This window comes from Pseudomonas sp. URMO17WK12:I9, from assembly GCF_900230165.1.
GTDB classification, from domain to species: domain Bacteria; phylum Pseudomonadota; class Gammaproteobacteria; order Pseudomonadales; family Pseudomonadaceae; genus Aquipseudomonas; species Aquipseudomonas fulva.
The window spans coordinates 249,867-270,418 of record NZ_OCMQ01000005.1 but is presented as its reverse complement, the minus strand read 5'-3'; the positions used below and the strand labels follow the sequence as shown (position 1 = coordinate 270,418).

At 62.6% G+C, this 20,552-nt stretch carries 16 protein-coding genes; 8 read left to right on the top strand and 8 right to left on the bottom strand.

All coding sequences use genetic code 11. From position 1 onward, the window contains the following. Positions 1 to 1,803, top strand: coding sequence for an acyl-CoA dehydrogenase (locus CRP40_RS13200; protein ID WP_027913996.1), 1,803 nt, complete (start codon positions 1 to 3; stop codon positions 1,801 to 1,803). An 18-nt stretch (positions 1,804 to 1,821) separates the two neighbouring features. On the opposite strand, the gene CRP40_RS13195 is transcribed toward CRP40_RS13200, so the two are convergent. The 3 genes from CRP40_RS13195 to CRP40_RS13185 are packed head-to-tail and all read right to left on the bottom strand — an operon-like array spanning position 1,822 to position 4,712. Beyond that, complete coding sequence (locus CRP40_RS13195; RefSeq protein ID WP_027913997.1) at positions 1,822 to 2,745, bottom strand: DMT family transporter; 924 nt, start codon at positions 2,743 to 2,745, stop codon at positions 1,822 to 1,824. A 2-nt stretch (positions 2,746 to 2,747) separates the two neighbouring features. Next, positions 2,748 to 3,707 carry a hypothetical protein gene (locus CRP40_RS13190; protein WP_027913998.1) on the bottom strand — a complete coding sequence of 320 codons (960 nt, stop codon included), beginning with the start codon at positions 3,705 to 3,707 and terminating at the stop codon, positions 2,748 to 2,750. Positions 3,708 to 3,731: 24 nt separating this feature from the next. Next, on the bottom strand, positions 3,732 to 4,712 hold the full coding sequence (locus tag CRP40_RS13185; protein ID WP_027913999.1) for a hypothetical protein: 981 nt from the start codon (positions 4,710 to 4,712) through the stop codon (positions 3,732 to 3,734). 124 nt (positions 4,713 to 4,836) lie between these two features. On the opposite strand from CRP40_RS13185, the gene CRP40_RS13180 reads away from it, so the two are divergent. The 7 genes from CRP40_RS13180 to yccS all read left to right on the top strand — a co-directional run bounded on the left by CRP40_RS13180 (position 4,837) and on the right by yccS (position 15,236). Beyond that, on the top strand, positions 4,837 to 5,691 hold the full coding sequence (locus tag CRP40_RS13180) for a LysR family transcriptional regulator (RefSeq protein WP_027914000.1): 855 nt from the start codon (positions 4,837 to 4,839) through the stop codon (positions 5,689 to 5,691). Positions 5,692 to 5,845: 154 nt separating this feature from the next. Beyond that, entirely contained in the window at positions 5,846 to 7,288 is a 1,443-nt protein-coding gene (locus CRP40_RS13175; RefSeq protein ID WP_027914001.1) for a TldD/PmbA family protein, read from the top strand. Further along, a complete protein-coding gene (locus tag CRP40_RS13170; RefSeq protein ID WP_027914002.1) occupies positions 7,288 to 8,607 on the top strand; it encodes a metallopeptidase TldD-related protein in 1,320 nt (439 codons plus the stop codon). The genes CRP40_RS13175 and CRP40_RS13170 overlap by 1 nt, the downstream gene beginning before the upstream one ends. Positions 8,608 to 8,707: 100 nt before the next feature. Next, positions 8,708 to 10,135, top strand: a complete 1,428-nt coding sequence (mdtD, locus tag CRP40_RS13165) for a multidrug transporter subunit MdtD (RefSeq protein ID WP_023533030.1) — start codon at positions 8,708 to 8,710, stop codon at positions 10,133 to 10,135. 112 nt (positions 10,136 to 10,247) lie between these two features. Then, a complete protein-coding gene (gene dbpA, locus CRP40_RS13160; protein ID WP_230396040.1) occupies positions 10,248 to 11,585 on the top strand; it encodes an ATP-dependent RNA helicase DbpA in 1,338 nt (445 codons plus the stop codon). 147 nt (positions 11,586 to 11,732) lie between these two features. Continuing rightward, entirely contained in the window at positions 11,733 to 12,914 is a 1,182-nt protein-coding gene (locus tag CRP40_RS13155; protein ID WP_027914004.1) for an NAD(P)/FAD-dependent oxidoreductase, read from the top strand. A gap of 123 nt (positions 12,915 to 13,037) precedes the next feature. Beyond that, positions 13,038 to 15,236, top strand: a complete 2,199-nt coding sequence (yccS, locus tag CRP40_RS13150; RefSeq protein ID WP_027914005.1) for a YccS family putative transporter — start codon at positions 13,038 to 13,040, stop codon at positions 15,234 to 15,236. A 139-nt stretch (positions 15,237 to 15,375) separates the two neighbouring features. Here yccS and CRP40_RS13145 read toward each other — a convergent pair whose 3' ends face one another. The 5 genes from CRP40_RS13145 to fba all read right to left on the bottom strand — a co-directional run bounded on the left by CRP40_RS13145 (position 15,376) and on the right by fba (position 20,532). After that, complete coding sequence (locus CRP40_RS13145) at positions 15,376 to 16,113, bottom strand: transporter substrate-binding domain-containing protein (protein WP_027914006.1); 738 nt, start codon at positions 16,111 to 16,113, stop codon at positions 15,376 to 15,378. A 145-nt stretch (positions 16,114 to 16,258) separates the two neighbouring features. Next, positions 16,259 to 16,555, bottom strand: coding sequence for a winged helix-turn-helix domain-containing protein (locus tag CRP40_RS13140; RefSeq protein ID WP_027914007.1), 297 nt, complete (start codon positions 16,553 to 16,555; stop codon positions 16,259 to 16,261). Between the two features lie 12 nt (positions 16,556 to 16,567). Continuing rightward, positions 16,568 to 17,068, bottom strand: a complete 501-nt coding sequence (locus tag CRP40_RS13135) for a M48 family metallopeptidase (protein WP_023532914.1) — start codon at positions 17,066 to 17,068, stop codon at positions 16,568 to 16,570. A 31-nt stretch (positions 17,069 to 17,099) separates the two neighbouring features. After that, positions 17,100 to 19,235, bottom strand: coding sequence for an EAL domain-containing protein (locus CRP40_RS13130; RefSeq protein WP_027914008.1), 2,136 nt, complete (start codon positions 19,233 to 19,235; stop codon positions 17,100 to 17,102). Between the two features lie 232 nt (positions 19,236 to 19,467). After that, the gene (gene fba / locus CRP40_RS13125) at positions 19,468 to 20,532 is read right to left on the bottom strand and encodes a class II fructose-bisphosphate aldolase (protein WP_027914009.1); all 1,065 of its coding nucleotides are present in this window, start codon (positions 20,530 to 20,532) and stop codon (positions 19,468 to 19,470) included. Between the last annotated feature and the right edge of the window lie 20 nt (positions 20,533 to 20,552).

The following is a 20,552-nucleotide window of genomic DNA, read 5'->3' as shown; positions in this document are numbered from 1 at the left end:
ATGCCCGAGACCTTGCTTAGCACCCGAAACCTGGCATTCGAACTCTATGAAGTCCTCGACGCCGAAAGCCTCATACAGCGCCCTCGCTTTGCCGAGCACAGCCGTGAAACCTTCGACGCCGCGCTGACCACTGCGCGCACCATCGCCGAAAAATACTTCGCGCCCCACAACCGCAAAGCTGACGAAAACGAGCCGCGCTATGTAGACGGCCGCGCTGAGCTGATCCCAGAGGTCAAGCCTGCCGTCGATGCCTTTCTTGAAGCCGGGTTCCTCAACGCCAACCGCGACTTCGAGGTCGGGGGCATGCAGTTGCCCAGCCTTGTGTCACAAGCCTGCTTTGCGCATTTCCAGGCTGCGAACGCCGGCACCACCGCCTACCCGTTCCTGACCATGGGCGCGGCCAACCTGATCGAGAGCTTCGGAAGCGAAGAACAAAAGCGCCTGTACCTGCAGCCGATGATCGAGGGCCGCTACTTCGGCACCATGGCGCTGACCGAACCCCACGCAGGGTCTTCGCTGGCCGATATCCGCACCCGCGCAGAACCTGCCGGTGACGGCAGCTACCGGCTCAGGGGCAACAAGATCTTTATTTCCGGCGGTGACCATGAGCTGTCGGAAAACATCGTGCACATGGTCCTGGCCAAACTGCCGGACGCCCCACCGGGGGTCAAAGGCATCTCGCTGTTCATCGTGCCCAAGTACCTGGTCGGGCCCGACGGTAGCCGGGGCTCGCGCAACGACGTAGCGCTTGCGGGGCTGTTTCACAAAATGGGCTGGCGCGGCACCACGTCCACTGCGCTGAACTTCGGCGACAACGGCCAGTGCGTGGGCTATCTGATCGGCCAGCCACACCAGGGCCTGGCCTGCATGTTCCAGATGATGAACGAAGCACGCATCGGCGTCGGCATGGGCGCGGTGATGCTCGGTTACGCCGGTTACCTGTACTCGCTGGACTATGCGCGTCAGCGTCCACAGGGCCGATCAGCCGACAACAAGGACCCGCAAAGCCCGGCCATCCCGATCATCGAGCACACCGATGTCAAAAGGATGCTGCTTGCGCAAAAGGCCTATGTGGAAGGCGCTTTCGACCTGGGCTTGTATGCGGCGCGGCTGTTCGACGACACCCACACCGCACCCGATGAAAACACTCGCCAGCAGGCCCAGGCGTTGCTCGACCTGTTGACGCCCATCGTCAAATCCTGGCCCTCGGCGTATTGCCTGAAAGCGAACGAACTGGCCATCCAGATTCTCGGTGGGCACGGCTATACCCGGGAGTACCCGGTCGAGCAGTATTACCGTGACAACCGCCTGAACCCCATCCACGAAGGGACCGAGGGCATCCAATCGCTCGATCTGCTGGGCCGCAAGTTGGCCCAGAACGGGGGGGCCGGGCTCAAACACTTGATGCGCCTGATCGCTGTCACTGGCGAGCGCGCCAGCCATCATCCCGTCCTCGACCCGCTGCGCCATCCCCTGGAGCAGCTGGTCAACCGCTTGCAAGGTGTCACCCTGGCCCTGCTCGGCGACCTGGCCCAAGGCAAGGTTGCCGGCGCCCTGGCCAACTCGACCCTGTACCTCAAGGTCTTCGGCCATTGCGTGATTGGCTGGCGCTGGCTGCAACAGGCGATTCATGCCGAACTCGGTCTGCTTCAGTGCGGCGCCACTGACCGCGACTTCTACCTCGGCAAGCTGCAGGCAGCCCGGTATTTCCTTACCTGCGAAATACCGGGCTGCCATGCAGACCTGGCTTTGCTCGAGGCGCGCGATGACACCAGCTTGAACATGCAACCAGGGTGGTTCTAGAAGGTGGCCCAAACCCGCTCATCGTTGCGGACACTCCCCTGACGACCGCACACGTCGAGCGGTGCGGGTGATGGCAATGCCTGTGGCGACTATCGCGATACCCAGATAGGTCGTCCAGTGAATGGCATCGCCGAACATCAACGCCGCCCAAATGAGCGTTACAGGGGGTTCCAGGTAAACCAACGCGGACACCCGTGTGGCAGACAGTTTGGTCAAAAGTATCCACAGGCTCAGGTAGGCGATGAAGGTCGAAAACAACGTCAACCACGCCACCGCCACCCAGACCTGAGCGCTGCCGGGCAGCTCAATCAGGCGCAACGGCACTCCCGTGACGCTGAGCAGTACCAGCGTCGCGCTCGATTGCAGGAAGAGCGGCATCAACAAGCCTTCTTTACTGTGATCCGTGCCCATGACCGACTGTCGCCGTTGGTAGACGGTGGCAATTGATAACGTGATCGCGGCAATCAGCGGTAGCGCATACAGCCAGGGTTCGAGCCGGGTGGAAGACAGGCGGTATTCACCAAGAATCACCACACTGACACCGGCAAACCCAAGTCCCAGCCCAAGCCACTCCTGCCTGCCGCTTCGCTCCTGCTGATCCGCGCTGCCCATCGCCGCCGTGATCAGGGGCTGCAGCGCGCAAATGATTGCGGCTATCCCCGCCGGCAAGCCACCGCGTATGGCAATGTAGACACTTATCAAGTACGCGAACTGGGCCAGAAATCCGATGACCGCGTTGTAGCGAACTTGCGCCCAGGACAGGTTGCGTAATCGATGCCATACAAACGGCAACAGACAGCAACTGACCAACAGGAAGCGCCAGAACAGCAAGTTCACCGCGCCTGCATCCTGCGTGCCGAGCCGTGCGCCAATGAAACCGGAACTCCAGGACAGGACAAAGACAACTTGCAAGACCAGCATGTAGAGCGCACTCGAAGGCATGGTCACGCCCCTGTCTGACGTAATTCTTCGAAGGTGATGGGTTCGATACCCAGCCTGGCGTAGTGACGGGCTGCCGATCGATGGAGCGCCCATCGCAAGGCTAACCAATTGGGGAGTGTTCGAGGGATGCCGTCATCCGACGCCAAGTGCCAGAAGCGGTTGGAATCGTCGTTGAAGTAAGGGCAATGAAAGGACAACACGAGCGACATTCGTCGCCCACTGAGTACCGGTCGCACACCGTGGAACAACCGACTGCCGAAGATGAACAGCGCATCGCCCGATGCGTTCAGATGCGCCGTTTCGAAGGTCCGGTAGTCCAAGGCGTCGAACGTATCGACTGTGCCATTGTGATACAGGAATTCGCCGCCGGTATAACTGGCCGGTCCCGTTAACACGATGTTCAACACATAGTTCGTGCCGTCGGTGTGCCACATGCCCCTTTGCTGCTGTTGCTCGGGCGGTTTCGGGTAGTAATAGTTGACCTGCGAGCGGGCATTGAGCATCGGATAAGGCACCAGTGGCACGCCCGCGATGCGCGAGACAGCCAACAGAAATGCACGGCTGCTCATCATGTCGTTGATAAACGGCGAGCGTGCCGTCACCCCCCGCGTGCGCCGGGAAATGATCCAGTCACTGTCACCTGCCACGTGCTCAAGGCGTGCGCAGATGTCTTGCAAAATGGTGACGCACTCAGGTGTGAACAGCCGATGAACCGCCGCAACCCCTGTGATCGTATCAACGGCCAAGCTCGCATGTGGGCTCTGGCTGTATCCCAGTTCGCCCAGCGTACGGATGTCTGCAATAGCAGGCCCCACTGGCTGCAGCAGATCGTCCCGCCAGCAAGCGTGACCGTCAGAACAGGCCGTTGATGGCCGAGGCGCGCCCTTGAAGGTCGACTTGAGCGCCAGCTTGATTCGGCCCAGGCCGCGTTCGAACAAGGGCAAGGTATTCGAATGGCTCATGACGTCTATCTCCGTTTGATCACGCTATTGGAGGTATTCAGCGATCTGATAGCGCACCGAACCATCACCGCTGGCAAATTCATCGACCACCCTGCAGTTGCAATGCCGAGCCCGAGTGCGGCGAAACTGCTCCGGGGTGAATTTCAGACAGATGTTGGTCAACAGGAACCCCTCTGTTTGCCCGTGTAGGACAGGCTGCAAGGTGACTGCCACATAAACGGTTTCGTCGAGTATGCGCAGGGGCACCAGCAAGGCTTCATGCTCAGCCATGGGGCAGAAACCTTGTTGCAGGGCAACCAAACGGGAGAACTGAACCATATTGGCATTGGCGTAGAAACCGAGAATGGTTTGCTCCAGGCCAGGCTCGTATACCTGCATTTCAGAAAGAACGTAGGTCCCTTTGCCGGCCAATGTACGAATCAGTCTGCCCGTACTGACCGGCCATTCATTGCCTTCCTGGAAGCCCAGCAAGGTAATCAGTGTGATGTCCTCATCAGGATGCAACGCTTCGCGGGTCACGGTGCGATAGTCGGCAGCGATATAGTTGAAGCTGCCCTGGGCGCTCAGGATCGGACACAGGGCATCCCTCATGGCCGGTTCGGAAGTCTGATTGATGTCGATGGCGGTGTAGCGAACGGCCGTACAGGTGTCAGCCATATGCTTGAGCAAACAAGCACTCTTGACCGGTTCCGGCCCTAGTTCAACGTAATGAGCACTGCGGTCGCGGCCTAGAGCAGCCAGTCGTTGTGCTACATCACCAATAACGCTGCGCAGTGGTCCCCTGCCTTGCGCATCGGCGCACAAGCCAGGTTCATTCAAGCCCTGCTCGTTGAGGGCGCGCATGAGCAAAAATATCTCGTGGTTGAAGCGGTAGGTGTCTTGAGTGCCCTGTTCAGGCGGCGCGAGGGTTGAGTATTTCTCGTGGTTTTCGACGGACCATAACCGTGCCCGTTGATAGGAAGGGGTATGCACAAGAGCGTCTACAACAAAGTCGTTCAGGCTCATCCGTATCATTCCTTTGCATTTCGGCAGTGGCGCACGCTTTGACCTCACGTTAAGAGGGGCTATAAAGCCTGTACAGTTGATTAAATCGAAGTGCTGATTCGATCCAGCCAAATCAGGTGGTTTCATGGGCAAAGGTCTAGATATCAATGTGTTGAGAACTTTCCAGGCCGTGGCTCGACTCGGTCGTTTCAACGCAGCGGCAGACTATGTCCATCGCAGCCCTTCAGCGGTGACCACGCAGATACAAAAGCTCGAAGAGCAGGTTGGCCAACAGCTGTTTGCGCGTAGCAACCAGGCGGTGGCGCTCACGCCCGCAGGCCGGCATCTGCTGGGCGAGGCGACACGCTTTCTGATCGCCCACGACAAGCTGCTGGCGACGCTGTCTCCCCGGCAGCTGACCGGCAAAGTCCGTCTAGGAGTACCGGACGGCTATGCCGCCACGCTCATGAGTGAGTGTCTGCCGGTGTTCGTTGCCAGTAATCCGAAGATGGAGCTGGAAGCTGTGGCGTGCTCCAGCGCGCAGTTGCTGGACTTGTTTGCCAGGCAGCAGCTGGACCTGGCCGTGGCGGTCAGCAGCGAGCAGATCCAGCAGGGTGACTGGCTGCGCTCCACAGGACCCCGTTGGGCTGCCGCGAAGGGCTTCATCCGCGATGACAGCCGCCCGCTACCCCTGGCATTGCAATTAAAGGGCTGTCCATACCGGGAGGCAGCGCTCCAGGCATTGAAAGCCAAAGGCATCGCGTACCGTATCCTGCTGGAAAGTGCCAACTGGCATGCGGTACTGGCCTGCGTCAAAAGTGGCCTGGCAGTTGGCATCATCGAGGCGCTCGAAGCCGACGACGCGCTCGTCTTTTTGCAAGACCAGGATCTGCCGGCGCTTCCCCCGCACGGCATCTACCTGTTGACGGACACCGCGCACCCTGTGGCAGTGCACTTGCACGCACTGCTCAAGGCTGCCATACAAAAAGAAGCCGACTAAGGGTTCGCAGCAACGCAAACGACCGTTAATGCCTGACCAGCACATCAGCAGGCTGCCATAATGACCCGGCATTGCCCGAGCCCGTAGCGCGGCCCGCCTTGGCATTGCCCAGCGCGTGGTTCCAGGGGGCCACCGTGTATCCGGAGGCTTGTCCATGTTCGATTCCAGCACCCTGCTGCGCCAGCGCTTCGCCGCCCTGCGCAGCACGGCCGATCTGTTTTCCTTGCGCCATGTCAGACAGTCGCACCAGGCCTTGTCCGTGCGCCGTAACGTTGCCGAACCGCCTGCCTTGAGCCAGGACGAGGGCGCCATGCTGACCGTGCGCATCAACGGGGTGGAGGCCTACGCTGCCACGGCCGATCTGTCCCAAAGCGGCCTTCAGCGCGCATTGGAGCAGGCTGAAAACCTCGCTCGACAGATTGCCCGCTACAGCCTGCTGGACCTGCGCGATCAGCCTGTGCCCACCGGGCGTCACGATTACCTCTCGCCTCATTTCGACCAGCCCATGCCGGGCCTTGCCGACTGCCTTGGCCTGCTCGCCGAAGAATCGGCCAGCGTGCCGTCGGACTCACGCCTGGTGGACTGGCAGGCGAGCCTTGGCATGAGCCTGGTGGAGCAGACGTACCTGAACTCGGCCGGTGCCGAACTGCGCCAGGCCCAGCGCTTTCTGTTCCCTGGCATGGCGGTGACGGCCAGCGATGGCCAGGACAGCCAGAGCCGCAGCCTGGGCAGGGAGAACTTCGGTCAGCAGGGTGGCTTCGAAATCATCGAGCGCTGCGGCCTGAGGGGCGCTGCCCGGCAGGTTGCCGACCAGGCCCTGCAATTGCTGCAGGCGCCGAACACGCCCAGCGGCGTGCGCGACCTGTTGTTGATGCCTGACCAGATGATGCTGCAGATCCACGAGTCCATCGGCCACCCCTTGGAGATGGATCGCATCCTGGGCGACGAGCGCAACTACGCCGGGACCAGCTTCGTCAAAGCCGCCGACTTTGGCCGGTTGCAATATGGTTCCTCCCTGCTGAACGTAACCTTCGACCCGACCTTGAGCGAAGAGCTGGCCAGCTACAGCCACGACGACGATGGCACGCCGGCCAGCAAGCAATTTCTCATTCAGAACGGCGTGCTGCTGCGCCCGCTGGGCGGTGCCCTTTCCCAGTTCCGCTCTGGTCTGGGCGGCGTGGCCAACAGCCGCGCCTGCGGCTGGAACCGGGCGCCGATCGACCGCATGGCCAACCTGAACATCGAGCCGGGTGATCAGTCCCTGGATCAACTGATCGCAGGAATCGAGCATGGCATCCTGATGCGCACCAACCGGTCCTGGTCCATCGACGATGCGCGCAACAAGTTCCAGTTCGGCTGCGAATGGGGCCAACTGATCGAACATGGCGAACTCAAGGGCATCGTGAAGAACCCCAACTACCGCGGCATCTCCGCACGGTTCTGGCGCAACCTGGCCGCCGTCGGCGACCGCAGCACCTTCCAGGTCCTGGGTACCCCAAATTGCGGCAAGGGCGAGCCCAACCAGGTGATCCGGGTCGGCCACGCCTCGCCGGCTTGCGTGTTCAGCGCCATCGACGTGTTTGGAGGAGATGCATGATGAAACAGGCCTTCCAATCCCTCATCGACACCCTGGGCTCTGCCCTTCAGGCAGGCGAACACTACACCCTGGGGTTGAGCGCCGAGCAGTCGCAGTTCGTGCGCTTGAACCACGCCAAGGTCCGTCAGGCGGGCGAGGTAAGCCAGGCCAGTGCTCACCTGCGTCTGATCCACGCCGGTCGTCAGGCCGAGCAACAGCTGACCCTTAGCGGTGATAGGCACCTGGACCGTCAGCGCTTGCTCGACGCCCTGTCGCAACTGCGCCAGATCCTGCCACTGCTGGCAGCAGACCCGTACCTGAGCCTGGATGACAGTGCCTGGCGCAGTGACAGCCAACAGACGCAGGCCCTGCCCGACCTGAATGAGGTGCTGGCCCTGCTGGAACAGGAAGCCGGTGACCTAGACCTGGTCGGCATTTATGCCGCAGGCCCGATCTGGCGCGGTTTCGCCAGCTCATTCGGCGCCTTTGGCTGGCACCAGGCTAATAGCTTCAACATCGACTGGAGCCTGTTCCACGAGAGCGGCCAGGCGGTCAAGGCCAACTATGCCGGGCAGGTATGGCGCGCCGACGACTTTACCGCTCGCCTGCGCCAGGCTCGGGCGCAGTCGGGCCACTTGGGGCGTGCGCCGGTGGTACTCCAACCCGGCAGCTACCGCGCCTACCTGGCGCCTGCGGCCATGGACGAAATCGCCGGCATGCTGTGCTGGGGCGGTTTCTCGGCGCAGGCCCTGGCGACCGGCAGCAGTGCCTTGCAGCGTTTGTACAGCGGTGATGCCACACTCAGCCCACTGATCAGCTTCACCGAGCAGGTCAGCGGCTCATTGAGCCCGGCGTTCTCCGACGAAGGTTCACCGCGCCTGGACGTGGCGCTGATCGAGCAGGGCAAACCAGCACAACGCCTGGCCTGCGCGCGCAGCGCAGCCGAATTCGGGGTGTTGGCCAATGGTGCCGACAGCTACGAGTCGCCCTGCGCACTCAGCCTCGCACCCGGCCAATTACCCCGTGAACAGGTCCTGGCGCGGCTCGGCACCGGCCTTTACATCAGTAACCTCTGGTACTTGAACTACTCCGACCTGCCCGCAGCGCGCATGACCGGCCTGACCCGCTTCGCCACGTTCTGGGTGCAGGACGGGCAGATCCAGGGGCCGGTGAACACGATGCGCTTCGATGACAGCCTGTACAACCTGCTGGGCGACCAACTGGAGGCGCTGACGTGCGAGCGGGAGCTGATCCTCTCCACCAGTACCTATGGGCAACGCAGTACCGGATCGAGTCATTTGCCGGGCGCGCTGGTCAAAGCCCTGACGCTGACATTGTGATTGGAATTTGCCGGCCCCTTCATGGCGGTCGCCACGCCTGCCTTGCCCCGTAGGCGCGGCGTTCGCCGTGAAGAGGCCAGTACAGACAGACGAGGACGTCATGCCCGAACGCACCCCGCTCGACCCCATCACCGCCCGCTGGCTGCCATGGGTGGTGGCGATCGCCTTCTTCATGCAGTCGCTGGACGGCACCATTCTCAACACCGCCCTGCCCGCCATGGCCCGCTCCCTGGCCGAAGACCCCCTGCGCATGCAGGGTGTGATCATTTCGTACATGCTCACCGTGGCCTTGCTGATCCCCGCCTCGGGCTGGATCGCCGACCGCTTCGGCACCAAGCGCATCTTTTTCAGTGCCATCTTGCTGTTCAGTTTCGGTTCGTTGCTGTGCGCGGTGGCCAACAGCTTGGGCTTTTTGATCTTCGCGCGGATCGTGCAGGGGCTCGGCGGGGCGCTGATGCTGCCGGTCGGCCGGCTGGTGGTGCTGCGTGCCTACCCTCGCACCGAACTGGTGCGCATCATGAGTTTCATCACCATCCCCGGTCTGCTCGGGCCATTGCTGGGCCCGACGGTAGGTGGCTGGCTGGTGGAGATCCTGAGCTGGCACTGGATCTTCCTGCTCAACTTGCCGGTCGGCCTGCTGGGCTGCTACGCCGTCTGGAAGTTCATACCCGACCTGCGCGGCGCCGAGCGCACTACGTTCGACGGGCCGGGCTTTTTGCTGTTCGGCGCCGCGATGGTGCTGATCACTATCGCCATGGAAGGCCTGGGCGAGCTGCACCTGCCGCACTTGCGCGTCATGTTGCTGCTGTTCGCCGGCATGGCCTGCCTGGCGGCCTACTGGCTGCGGGCCGGGCGCGACCCGGAGCCGTTGTTCTCTCCCAGCCTGTTCCGGGTACGTACCTTCGCCATCGGTATCTTGGGCAACCTGTTCGCCCGCCTGGGCAGCGGGGCACTGCCGTTCCTGGTACCGCTGCTGCTGCAGGTAGCGCTTGGCTATTCACCGGCACAGGCGGGCATGAGCATGATCCCCTTGGCGGCGGCGGCCATGGTCGCCAAGTCCGTGGCCAGGCCGCTGATCGAACGCCTTGGTTATCGCATCATCCTGACCGGCAATACGGTGCTGCTGGGCGTACTGCTGGCCGGCCTGGGCCTGGTGGACGAGCAGACCCCGTACTGGCTGCTGCTGGTGCAACTTGGCCTGCTGGGCGCCGTGAATTCCCTGCAGTTCACTGCCATGAACACGGTGACGCTGATCGACCTGGACGATGCCAGCGCCAGTAGCGGCAACAGCTTGTTGTCGGTGGTCGCCCAGCTGTCGCTGAGCCTGGGGGTGGCCTGTGCCGGTGCGCTGCTGGGCGGTTTCACGGCAGCAGGCAGCGCCGAAGGCGTGGAAACCACCCTGGGTGCGTTCCAGCTGACGTTCTTCACCATTGGCATCATGGCCATGCTGGCGGCGGCCATCTTCCTGCAACTGGCGCCGACGGACGGAAGGCGTGCCCGTCGTCCGGAAGAGCACGTGGAGTCTTAGGGCGAATGGCGTCGGGGCTGGTAGACTGTGCAGCATTTTTCGCTTCGCACCGTAGGCCCGCCTCGTGACCACCGATTCCACCGCCTTTGCCACCTTGCCGTTGTCCGCCGCCATGCTGGCCAACCTGGACGCCCTCGGCTACACCTCGATGACGCCGATCCAGGCCCAGAGCCTGCCGGTCATTCTCAAGGGCCAGGACCTGATCGCCCAGGCCAAGACCGGGAGCGGCAAGACCGCCGCCTTTGGTATCGGCTTGCTCAACCCGATCAACCCTCGGTACTTCGGCTGCCAGGCGCTGGTGCTGTGCCCCACGCGCGAGCTCGCCGACCAGGTGGCCAAGGAACTGCGTCGCCTGGCCCGTGCCGAAGACAACATCAAGATCCTGACGCTGTGTGGCGGCGTGTCGCTGGGCCCTCAGATCGCCTCCCTGGAGCACGGTGCGCACATCATCGTCGGCACCCCGGGCCGCATCCAGCAGCACCTGGACAAGGGCACGCTGGTTTTGGGCGGCCTGAACACGCTGATCCTCGACGAAGCCGACCGCATGCTCGACATGGGTTTCTTCGATGCCATCGCCAGCATCATCGCCAAGACCCCAGCGCGCCGCCAGACCTTGCTGTTCTCCGCCACCTACCCCTCCAGCATCAAGCAGCTGGCGGCCGATTTCATGCGCGACCCGCAGCAGGTCAGGGTCGAGAGCCTGCATACCGACAACCAGATCGAGCAGCGCTTCATCGAAATCGCCCCCGAGCAGCGCCTTGAGGCGGTGACCCGTGTGCTGGCCCATTATCGTCCCCAGTCCTGCGTGGCGTTCTGCTTCACCAAGCAGCAGTGCGAGGACGTGGTGGCCCACCTCACGGCCAAGGGCATCGTGGCCCAGGCGCTGCACGGTGACCTGGAGCAGCGTGACCGCGACCAGGTGCTGACCATGTTCGCCAACCGCAGCAGCTCGGTGCTGGTGGCCACCGATGTGGCCGCCCGTGGCCTGGACATCGACGGCCTGGACATGGTCATCAACGTGGAACTGGCGCGTGATGCCGAAATCCACGTGCACCGGGTGGGCCGCACGGGCCGCGCTGGCGAGAAGGGTATCGCAGTCAGCCTGGTCGCGCCTGCCGAAGGCCATCGCGCCCAGGCCATCGAAGCCTTGCAGAAGAGCCCGCTGCGCTGGGACCTGTTGGACAGCCTCAAGAACAAAGGCGGCGAGCCACTGCTGCCGGTCATGAGCACACTGTGCATCGCAGCCGGGCGCAAGGACAAGCTGCGCCCGGGCGATATCCTCGGTGCGCTGACCGGTGATGCCGGCATCCCCGGCAAGCAGGTGGGCAAGATCGCGATCTTTGATTTCCAGGCATTTGTGGCAGTTGAGCGGGCACTGGCCAAGCAGGCCATGCAGCGCTTGAATAGCGGCAAGATCAAGGGCCGCTCCCTGAAAGTCCGCATCGTCTGACATTTATTTCGGGCCGCGTTGCAGCCTGTCGCAAACAAGCCAGCCCCCACAGGGTCATCACAGGCCTCAAGCCGGTGCCGTCCCTGTGGGGGCTGGCTTGCCTGCGATGGGCTGCAACACGGCCGCGGCTATTGATGAGGTAACACCGTGCACTCCACCGACGTGATCATCTTGGGCGCAGGCGCTGCCGGCCTGATGTGTGCCCAGCTCAGCGCCCGCCGGGGCCGCCGGGTCCTGCTGCTCGACCACGCCAACAAGCCAGGCAAGAAGATCCTGATGTCCGGCGGCGGGCGCTGCAATTTCACCAACCTGTACACCGAGCCGAGCAATTTCCTCTCGCACAACGCGCACTTCTGCAAGTCGGCCCTGGCGCGTTACACCCAGTGGGACTTCATCGAGCTGGTGTGCAAGCATGGCGTGCCCTACCACGAGAAAAAGCTGGGCCAGCTGTTCTGCGACAACAAGGCCAGTGACATCCTTGACATGCTCCTGGCCGAGTGCGACGAAGCCGGCGCCGAAATCCGCATGCACACCAGCATCGAGCAGATCGACAAGACCGACAGCGGCTACCTGCTGCGCACCAGCGCTGGCCCATTCGCTTGCCAGTCGTTGGTGATCGCGACGGGCGGCCTGTCCATCCCGACGTTGGGTGCGACCGGTTTCGGCTACCAGGTGGCCCGACAGTTTGGCCATACCTTGCTGCCAACCCGCGCGGGCCTGGTGCCGTTCACCATCACCGAGCCCCAGCTCAAGGCCATGTGCACCGAACTGTCCGGCACCTCGCTGGACTGCACCGCCAGTTGCAACGGCACCAGCTTCCGTGAAAATCTGCTGTTCACCCACCGGGGCCTGAGCGGCCCGGCGATCTTGCAGGTTTCTTCATTCTGGGAAGCTGGCGATACGCTTGAGATCAACCTGTTGCCTGACCGCGATGCGCTGGACTGGTTGCACACCCAGCAAACCGAGCGCGGCAATGCTGAACTCAAGACCGTACTGGGCGAGGTGTTCACGCGCAAGCTGGCCACTTTGCTGGCCGAGCAGTGGTTCGAATCCAAGCCGATGAAGCAGTACACACCGGCCGAACTGGCCCTGATCGCCGACAAGCTGGCACGCTGGCAACTGGTGCCTGCCGGCACCGAAGGCTACCGCACCGCCGAAGTGACCCTGGGCGGCGTGGACACCCGTGAGGTCTCGTCCAAGACGATGGAGTCGCTCAAGAGCCCTGGGCTTTACTTCATCGGTGAAGTGCTGGACGTGACGGGGCACCTTGGTGGCTTCAACTTCCAGTGGGCCTGGGCATCGGCCAACGCCGCGGCGCAGTTCGTCTAGGGTAGAATCCAACGCGCAGCACGGAACGCTTCTTGCTGGCACGTGCTCAATAGCGGGTGGCGGGGCATCTGGCTGCCCGCTCATCGCTACGGTATTTCTACGATCACTGCCCGGCAGGCCATCATGTCATCGAGCTCGTTACGTCATTCATTGCGTCGCCTGTGGGGCCAGGACAAGTTCAGCTACAGCATCCGGGTGACCATTGCCCTTACCGGCAGCCTTGCCCTGTGCTGGCACCAGAACGAAATGGCCCTGTTGATCCCGCTGTTTCTGGGCATCATCGCCAGTGCCCTGGCTGAAACCGATGACAGCTGGCAAGGCCGCCTCAGCGCCCTGGCGGTCACCCTGGTGTGTTTTGCCATCGCGGCGCTCGCGGTCGAACTGCTGTTCCCCTACCCCCTGATCTTCGTCTGCGCCTTGGCCCTGGCAGCGTTTGCCTTGACCATGCTGGGCGCTTTGGGCGAGCGCTACGGCGCCATCGCATCGGCAACGCTGATCACAGCGGTGTACACGATGATCGGTGTGGACCAGCGCGGCGGGCAGGTGACGGACTTCTGGCACGAACCCATGCTGCTGGTGGCGGGTGCGGCCTGGTATGGGCTGCTCTCGGTGCTGTGGCAGGCATTGTTTTCCAACCAGCCGGTGCAGCAAAGCCTGGCGAAACTGTTCTTCGAACTGGGCAGCTACCTCAAGCTCAAGGCCAGCCTGTTCGAGCCTGTCCGCACCCTGGACGTCGAGGCACGTCGGCTTGAACTGGCCCAGCAAAATGGCAAGGTGGTGGCGGCCCTCAATGCGGCGAAGGAAATCATCCTGCACCGGGTGGGCAACAGCCAACCCAACTCCAAGGTCAGCCGCTACCTGAAACTCTACTTCCTGGCCCAGGATATCCATGAGCGGGTCAGCGCCTCCCACTACCCCTACAATGCACTGGCCGAAGCCTTCTTCCACAGCGATGTGATGTTCCGGTGCCAGCGCCTGCTGCGCAAGCAAGGCGCCTCGTGCCAGGAGCTGGCACGCTCGATTCGGCTGCGACAACCTTTCGTGCTGGCCAGCGGCTTTACCGAGGCACTCGAAGACCTCAACGCTTCGCTCGAACACCTGCGCGGCCAGAACAACCCGGCCTGGCGCGGGCTGCTGCGCTCATTGCGTGCACTGGCGGCCAACCTGGCCACGCTCGATCGCCTGCTCGGTGCTGCAAGCAATCCCGACAGCCTGGCCGATGCCAGCGACAGCAGCCTGCTGGACCGCTCGCCGCGCTCGCTCAGGGACATGGGCAAGCGCCTGCGCACGCAATTGACGCCCACCTCGCTGCTGTTCCGCCATGCTCTGCGCCTGCCGCTGGCCCTGTCCATCGGTTACGGCATGGTGCACCTGATCCACCCAACCCAGGGCTACTGGATCATCCTCACCACCCTGTTCGTGTGCCAACCCAACTACGGGGCGACCCGGCGTAAACTGGTGCAGCGCATCATCGGCACCGCCGTAGGCCTGACCGTTGGCTGGGCGCTGTTCGACCTGTTCCCCAACCCGGTCATCCAGTCGCTGTTCGCGGTCGTGGCGGGGGTGGTGTTCTTCGTCAACCGGACCACGCGCTACACCCTGGCCACGGCCGCGATCACACTGATGGTGCTGTTCTGTTTCAACCAGATCGGCGATGGCTACGGGCTGTTCCTGCCAAGGCTGTTCGATACCCTGATCGGGAGCCTGATCGCCATCCTTGCCGTGTTCCTGTTCCTGCCCGACTGGCAAGGCCGCCGCTTGAACAAGGCGCTGGCCAACACACTGATCTGCGCCAGCGAATACCTGCGCCAGATCATGCAGCAATATGCCTACGGCAAGCGCGACGACCTGGCCTATCGCCTGGCGCGGCGCAATGCCCACAATGCCGATGCAGCGCTGTCGACGACCCTGGCCAACATGCTCATGGAGCCTGGCCACTTTCGCAAGGAGGCCGATGTGGGCTTCCGCTTCCTGGTGCTGTCGCACACCCTGCTCAGCTACCTGTCGGGACTGGGCGCCCACCGCGACACGGCCCTGCCGGCCGAGGCACGGGAGCACTTGATCGAGGATGCGGGCAGCCGCCTGGCGAACAGCCTTGAGGAGATAGCCAATGGCCTGGCGGCGCGTTCACCGGTAGCGATTCACAGTGATGCCGAAGAAGCGCTCGCCACCGCTCTTGAACAGATGCCCGAGGAGGTGGATGAACATCAGCGCCTGGTACAGACGCAACTGGCATTGATCTGCCGCCAGTTGGCCCCTTTGCGCACGTTGGCGGCGCATTTGATCAAGAAGGATGCTTCGGCAGGTGACGCCTCGCGTTAGGTCTGGCGCGAGGGTATATAGCCTGTTTTGCCTACGAAGACGGGCAAATCTCCAGGCGCTGCGGACCGGCCATGATCAGCTGCGAAGCTCAAATCCGAAGCCACTGCCAAGCCGGCGCCTGGGAACGCCACCCGCTCGCCTAGAACCCATACTGATGCAGTAACCGGTCATAACTGCCATCGGCCTTCATGGCGGCGATGGCCGCATCGAAGCGCGCGACGATCGACTGGTGGTCCGGATGCTTCAGGCTGACCAGGATGTGCAGCGGGTTCTCGCCCAGTACAGGCTCCATCAGCTCTACCTTGTCACGCACATTGTCCGGCTCGCGCTGCAGGTGATAGCGGGCCACGTACTCGTCCTCCACGGCCAAGCTTACACGCCCCGCCGCCAGCATGCGCACGGCGGACGAAAAGGTACTGACCGCAACCTTGTGCAAGCGGGTATTGCCGTCGAACGCGCTCGAGTAGGCGTAATCACGCACCACGGCGATGCTGTAGGGGTACAGGTCCGAGAGGTGCTCGTAATGCAGGCCCGCGTCCTTGCGCTGCAGCAGGCGGATGCGGTTGCTCAGGTAGGCGCTGGAAAACTGCCCGATGCGTGCGCGCGCGTCGTTGTGCCAGGCGTTGATCAGTATGTCGTAACGGCCGTCACCGACGCCTGCCAGGGCCCGCGCCCAGGGTGCCTCCTCGAAGCTGCTGCTGTAGCCCGCCCGCGTCAGCGCCGTGGTCACGATGCTGATGGCCAAACCGCCGCCAGGCATGCTGGCGTCAGTGAAGGGCGGCCAATGGTCCGATACCAGCCGCAGCTTGGCGGCGGCTGCGGCCGGGGGCACCATGACAGTGGCCAGTAACCCGAGAACACAAAGCATCAGCCGCATGCCCAAGCCCTTGTGCGGTGAAGAAACGTACACTGCGAATGAGCTTACACAAAGGCTCTGGCCGGGGCAGCGGCCAATAGTGTCATCTAGCCTCTATTCTGGCCGAACCTGCGATTTTTATTGCAGCGGCCTTAGCGGGTACAGGTCAGGGATAACCCAGTACCTGGCGTACCTGATTCAGGTGAAGCTCGATCCACTGCCGGTCGATGGCCCCCCAGTCCTGTATACGGTAGTGACCTGCGTGATTGCGCGCGCCTTCCTGCTGCTCGAAGGTGCAGACGATGTCCAGATCGGCCAGCGCCGCAAGGGTGTCCTGGGCCGTGCGCCGGGGCATGCCCGTAGCCTGCATCAGCGCAGGCACGCTGGTAGCGGTCTGGCTGTCGATCAGCCAGGCGACGTAAAGACGGCGGTAGAAACTGCTTTTTGTCTTGCTCACTTCCATGCTGCGGGGTCCTCAAGCGTTGCCCGGCAATTCCCGATAGGTCAGGTAGACGCGCAGGTCGAATTCCAGTTGATGGTAGTCCGGCTCCATGTGCTGACAGAGCTGGTAGAACGCCTTGTTGTGGTCACGCTCGCGCAAATGCGCCAACTCGTGCACCACGATCATGCGTAGAAATTGCGGCGCGGCCTCCTTGAACAGCGAGGCGATGCGGATCTCCTTCTTGGCCTTGAGTTTGCCGCCCTGCACGCGAGAGACAGCAGTGTTCAGGCCCAGCGCCCGGTGGGTCAGGTCCAGGCGGTTGTCGAACAGCACCTTGTCCAGCGGCGGTGCACTGCGCAGAAAACGCTGGCGCAGTTCCTGGGCGTAGCCGTACAGGGCCTTGTCGCTTTGTACCTCGTGGCGCTCTGGATAGCGCTTGTGCAGGTACTCGCCAAGGCGGTCGCTGTCGATCATCTGCCGCACTTGCTGTTGCAGGTGCGGTGGGTAGGCTTGCAGGTAGCGTAGGACGGTCATGGCAGTACGGTCGGCGTAACGAGCGCCAATTCTAACCCGCCAGCGGATCAGGCCAGGGGAAAATTGCCGGGAAGTTGCCGGCATCGGCAGCTGTCATGGGGTGCGCTACCAGAAAGCCCTGAACGTATTCGCAGCCTGCGGCTTTAAGCCATTGAGCCTGAGCCTGGGTTTCAACGCCCTCGGCAATCACGGTGATCCCGTAATCGGCACACAGCCCGATGACGCTGCGTGCCAGCGCCGCATCGGTCGACGCGTCCGGCAAGCGCGCCACCAGGTGGCGATCGAGTTTCAGGGTGTCGATGGGCAAATCGCGCAGCATGCGCAGCGAACAGTCACCGGCGCCGAAATCGTCCAACGCCACCCGCACACCCAGCGCACGCAACCGGTCGACCTGCTTGACCGCCGCATCGATGTTGTACATGAGCGAGGTTTCGGCCACTTCCACTTCCAGGTGCGCCGGCTGCAGGCCATAGCGCTGGATGACCCGTTGCAGCTCCTCGACCAGGCTTGGCGAGACGAACTGGGCCCGGCTCAGGCTGATGCCCAACACGATGTCGGTCGCAAAGCGTTGATACCAGGCCTGGCGCTGGGCAGCACTCTGACCGTAGATCCAGCCGGCCAGGCGGTTGATCAGCCGCGCCTCCTCAAGCAGGGGGATGAACAGGCCTGGCGGCACATCGCCAACGCTGGGGTGCTGCCAACGCAGCAGGGCTTCGAAGCCGCGCAGGCGACCATCGGCGAAGGCCACTTGCGGCTGGTACACCAGGGTGAAATCCTGCTGCTCGATGGCTGTACGCACGCCGTCTTCGAGCATCAGGCGGGAGCGGGCGCGGCCATTGAGCTCCTGGTCGTAGAAGCGATACTGCTGGCGCCCTGCCTGCTTGGCAGCGTACATGGCCGCATCGGCTGCGCGCAGCAAGCCTTCTACGTTGCCACCGCAGTCAGGGTACGTGGCGATACCGATGCTCACGCCCAGGCACACGTCCAGCCCATCGATCTGATGGCTGATGGCAATGCGCTCGAGCAGCCGCTCGGCGTAGCGCCCGGCTTGCTCGGCATAGGGCAAGCCGTCGAACAGCGCGGTGAATTCGTCCCCGCCCATGCGTGCCAACAGCGCTTCACTGCCCAGGCAATCCTTGAGTTGCTCGGCCACCCAGCGCAGGACCCGGTCACCGGCATCATGACCAAGGGAGTCGTTGATACGCTTGAAGCCATCGAGGTCCATGTACATCAAGGCCTGCGCCCGGTCCGAACGCTCATTGCGCAGCAACGCCCCTTCGGCCGCCTGGTAGAACCCACGGCGATTGAGCAGACCGGTGAGCGGGTCGGTAATGGCTTGGTATTCGAGCTGTTGGTGCAGGTTGTGCACCGCCGACATGTCCAGCACGGTTACCACCATCGCCTGTTGCTCGGCAGGCAGGGGCGCACATGACAGGGCCACCGGCAGCAGCTCGCCGCTCGGGCGACGCAACTGGGCGTCATGCATGCGGTGGATGCGCCTGGCCAGATAGCTTTGGTGGAACGTCGAATCCTGCCACGTACTCGGCGTGCTCAGCTGCAACAGCCCCAGCAGATCGACGTTCTGCAACTGTTCGATAGGCGTTGCCAGCAGGGAGCAGATAGCCGGGTTGGCGAAGCGGATGATGCCCCCGGCATCCACCACCAGAATACCCTCGGCCGCATTGTCCAGAATCGATGCATTGAAGGCGCGGGCCTCGTCGAGTTCACGGGTCAGCGCCTGCAGGCGCCGCCGATTGCGCTGCTGGTCGAGCAGGGCCTGCACCTTGGGCTTGAGAATCCGCGGGTCGAACGGCTTGAACATGTAGTCCACGGCGCCGTTGGCGTAGCCTTTCAACACGGCGGCCTGGGACTGCTCGTTGGCTGTCAGGAAGATGATGGGCGTGAGTTGGGTTCGCTGGCTGCCGCGCATCAGGCGAGCGACTTCGAAGCCGTCCATCTCAGGCATGTGCACATCCAGTAAAACCAGGTCGACATCGTTTTCCAGCAATGCGCTCAGGGCTTCTCGGCCCGAACTTGCCGTCAGCACCAGCCAATCCTGGCGCGACAACAAGGCTTGCATACTGATGAGGTTCTCTGGGTAATCGTCGACTACCAGAAGCACCGAGCTGCCATCCTGTGGCATGAGTTGAAGGTGAGCGCCATCCATGCTGCATCTCTGTTATATGACCGACTACAAACTGGCCGTTGGATCCAGTTTTACCCCAGGCATGAGCTGATAGCACGCATCACAAGCCAAAAACCATCAGCCACTGACTGAAGGTAGCCGACCGATCGCGGTTTCGCTGACATTCTGTGACATGCAATGGCAGAACGCTTTCGCAGCCACCGCCAGAAACGAAAAACCCGCATCGCTGCGGGTTTTCCGGGGGCCGGTTTGCTTAGTTGACTTTTGCGGCCAGCTCGCCTTTGGCGTAGCGCTGGAACATGCTTTCCAGGGAGATCGGCTTGATCTTCGAGGCATGGCCGGCAGTGCCGAATGCTTCGTAACGGGCGATGCACACGTCGCGCATGGCTTTTACGGTTTCAGCGAAGAACTTGCGCGGGTCGAACTCGCTCGGGTTCATGGCCATGTGACGACGGATGGCACCGGTGGACGCCAGACGCAGGTCGGTGTCGATGTTGACCTTGCGCACGCCGTACTTGATGCCTTCGACGATTTCCTCGACCGGCACACCGTAGGTTTCCTTGATGTCGCCGCCGTACTGGTTGATGATCGCCAGCCACTCCTGCGGTACCGAGGAGGAGCCGTGCATCACCAGGTGGGTGTCGGGAATGCGCTTGTGGATTTCCTTGATGCGGTCGATGGCCAGCACGTCACCGGTAGGCGGCTTGGTGAACTTGTAAGCACCGTGGCTGGTGCCGATGGCGATGGCCAGGGCATCGACCTGGGTCTTCTTGACGAAGTCGGCAGCTTCTTCAGGGTCGGTCAGCATCTGGCTGTGGTCGAGCACGCCTTCGGCACCGATACCGTCTTCCTCACCGGCCATGCCGGTTTCCAGCGAGCCCAGGCAGCCCAGTTCGCCTTCTACCGACACACCACAGGCATGGGCCATGGCAACGGTCTGCTGGGTGACGCGCACGTTGTATTCGTAATCGGTCGGGGTCTTGCCGTCTTCGCCGAGCGAGCCGTCCATCATGACCGAGCTGAAGCCCAGCTGGATGGAGCGCTGGCAGACATCCGGGCTGGTGCCGTGGTCCTGGTGCATGCACACCGGGATGTGCGGGAATTCTTCGATGGCCGCCAGGATCAGGTGACGCAGGAACGGCGCACCTGCGTACTTGCGCGCACCGGCCGAGGCCTGGACGATCACAGGGGAGTCGGTCTTGTCAGCCGCTTCCATGATGGCGCGCATCTGCTCAAGGTTGTTGACGTTGAAAGCCGGTACGCCATAACCGAACTCGGCGGCGTGGTCCAGCATCTGGCGCATGCTAATGAGTGCCATTGTGTATCTCTCTCCCGACA

Bases quoted from the DNA above. Each gene is read 5' to 3' on its own strand.
- CRP40_RS13200 (WP_027913996.1), top strand. From the start codon at position 1: ATGCCCGAGACCTTGCTTAGCACCCGAAACCTGGCATTCGAACTCTAT.
- CRP40_RS13195 (WP_027913997.1), bottom strand. From the start codon at position 2,745: ATGCCTTCGAGTGCGCTCTACATGCTGGTCTTGCAAGTTGTCTTTGTC.
- CRP40_RS13190 (WP_027913998.1), bottom strand. From the start codon at position 3,707: ATGAGCCATTCGAATACCTTGCCCTTGTTCGAACGCGGCCTGGGCCGA.
- CRP40_RS13185 (WP_027913999.1), bottom strand. From the start codon at position 4,712: ATGAGCCTGAACGACTTTGTTGTAGACGCTCTTGTGCATACCCCTTCC.
- CRP40_RS13180 (WP_027914000.1), top strand. From the start codon at position 4,837: ATGGGCAAAGGTCTAGATATCAATGTGTTGAGAACTTTCCAGGCCGTG.
- CRP40_RS13175 (WP_027914001.1), top strand. From the start codon at position 5,846: ATGTTCGATTCCAGCACCCTGCTGCGCCAGCGCTTCGCCGCCCTGCGC.
- CRP40_RS13170 (WP_027914002.1), top strand. From the start codon at position 7,288: ATGAAACAGGCCTTCCAATCCCTCATCGACACCCTGGGCTCTGCCCTT.
- mdtD (WP_023533030.1), top strand. From the start codon at position 8,708: ATGCCCGAACGCACCCCGCTCGACCCCATCACCGCCCGCTGGCTGCCA.
- dbpA (WP_230396040.1), top strand. From the start codon at position 10,248: ATGCTGGCCAACCTGGACGCCCTCGGCTACACCTCGATGACGCCGATC.
- yccS (WP_027914005.1), top strand. From the start codon at position 13,038: ATGTCATCGAGCTCGTTACGTCATTCATTGCGTCGCCTGTGGGGCCAG.
- CRP40_RS13145 (WP_027914006.1), bottom strand. From the start codon at position 16,113: ATGCGGCTGATGCTTTGTGTTCTCGGGTTACTGGCCACTGTCATGGTG.
- CRP40_RS13140 (WP_027914007.1), bottom strand. From the start codon at position 16,555: ATGGAAGTGAGCAAGACAAAAAGCAGTTTCTACCGCCGTCTTTACGTC.
- CRP40_RS13135 (WP_023532914.1), bottom strand. From the start codon at position 17,068: ATGACCGTCCTACGCTACCTGCAAGCCTACCCACCGCACCTGCAACAG.
- CRP40_RS13130 (WP_027914008.1), bottom strand. From the start codon at position 19,235: ATGGATGGCGCTCACCTTCAACTCATGCCACAGGATGGCAGCTCGGTG.
- fba (WP_027914009.1), bottom strand. From the start codon at position 20,532: ATGGCACTCATTAGCATGCGCCAGATGCTGGACCACGCCGCCGAGTTC.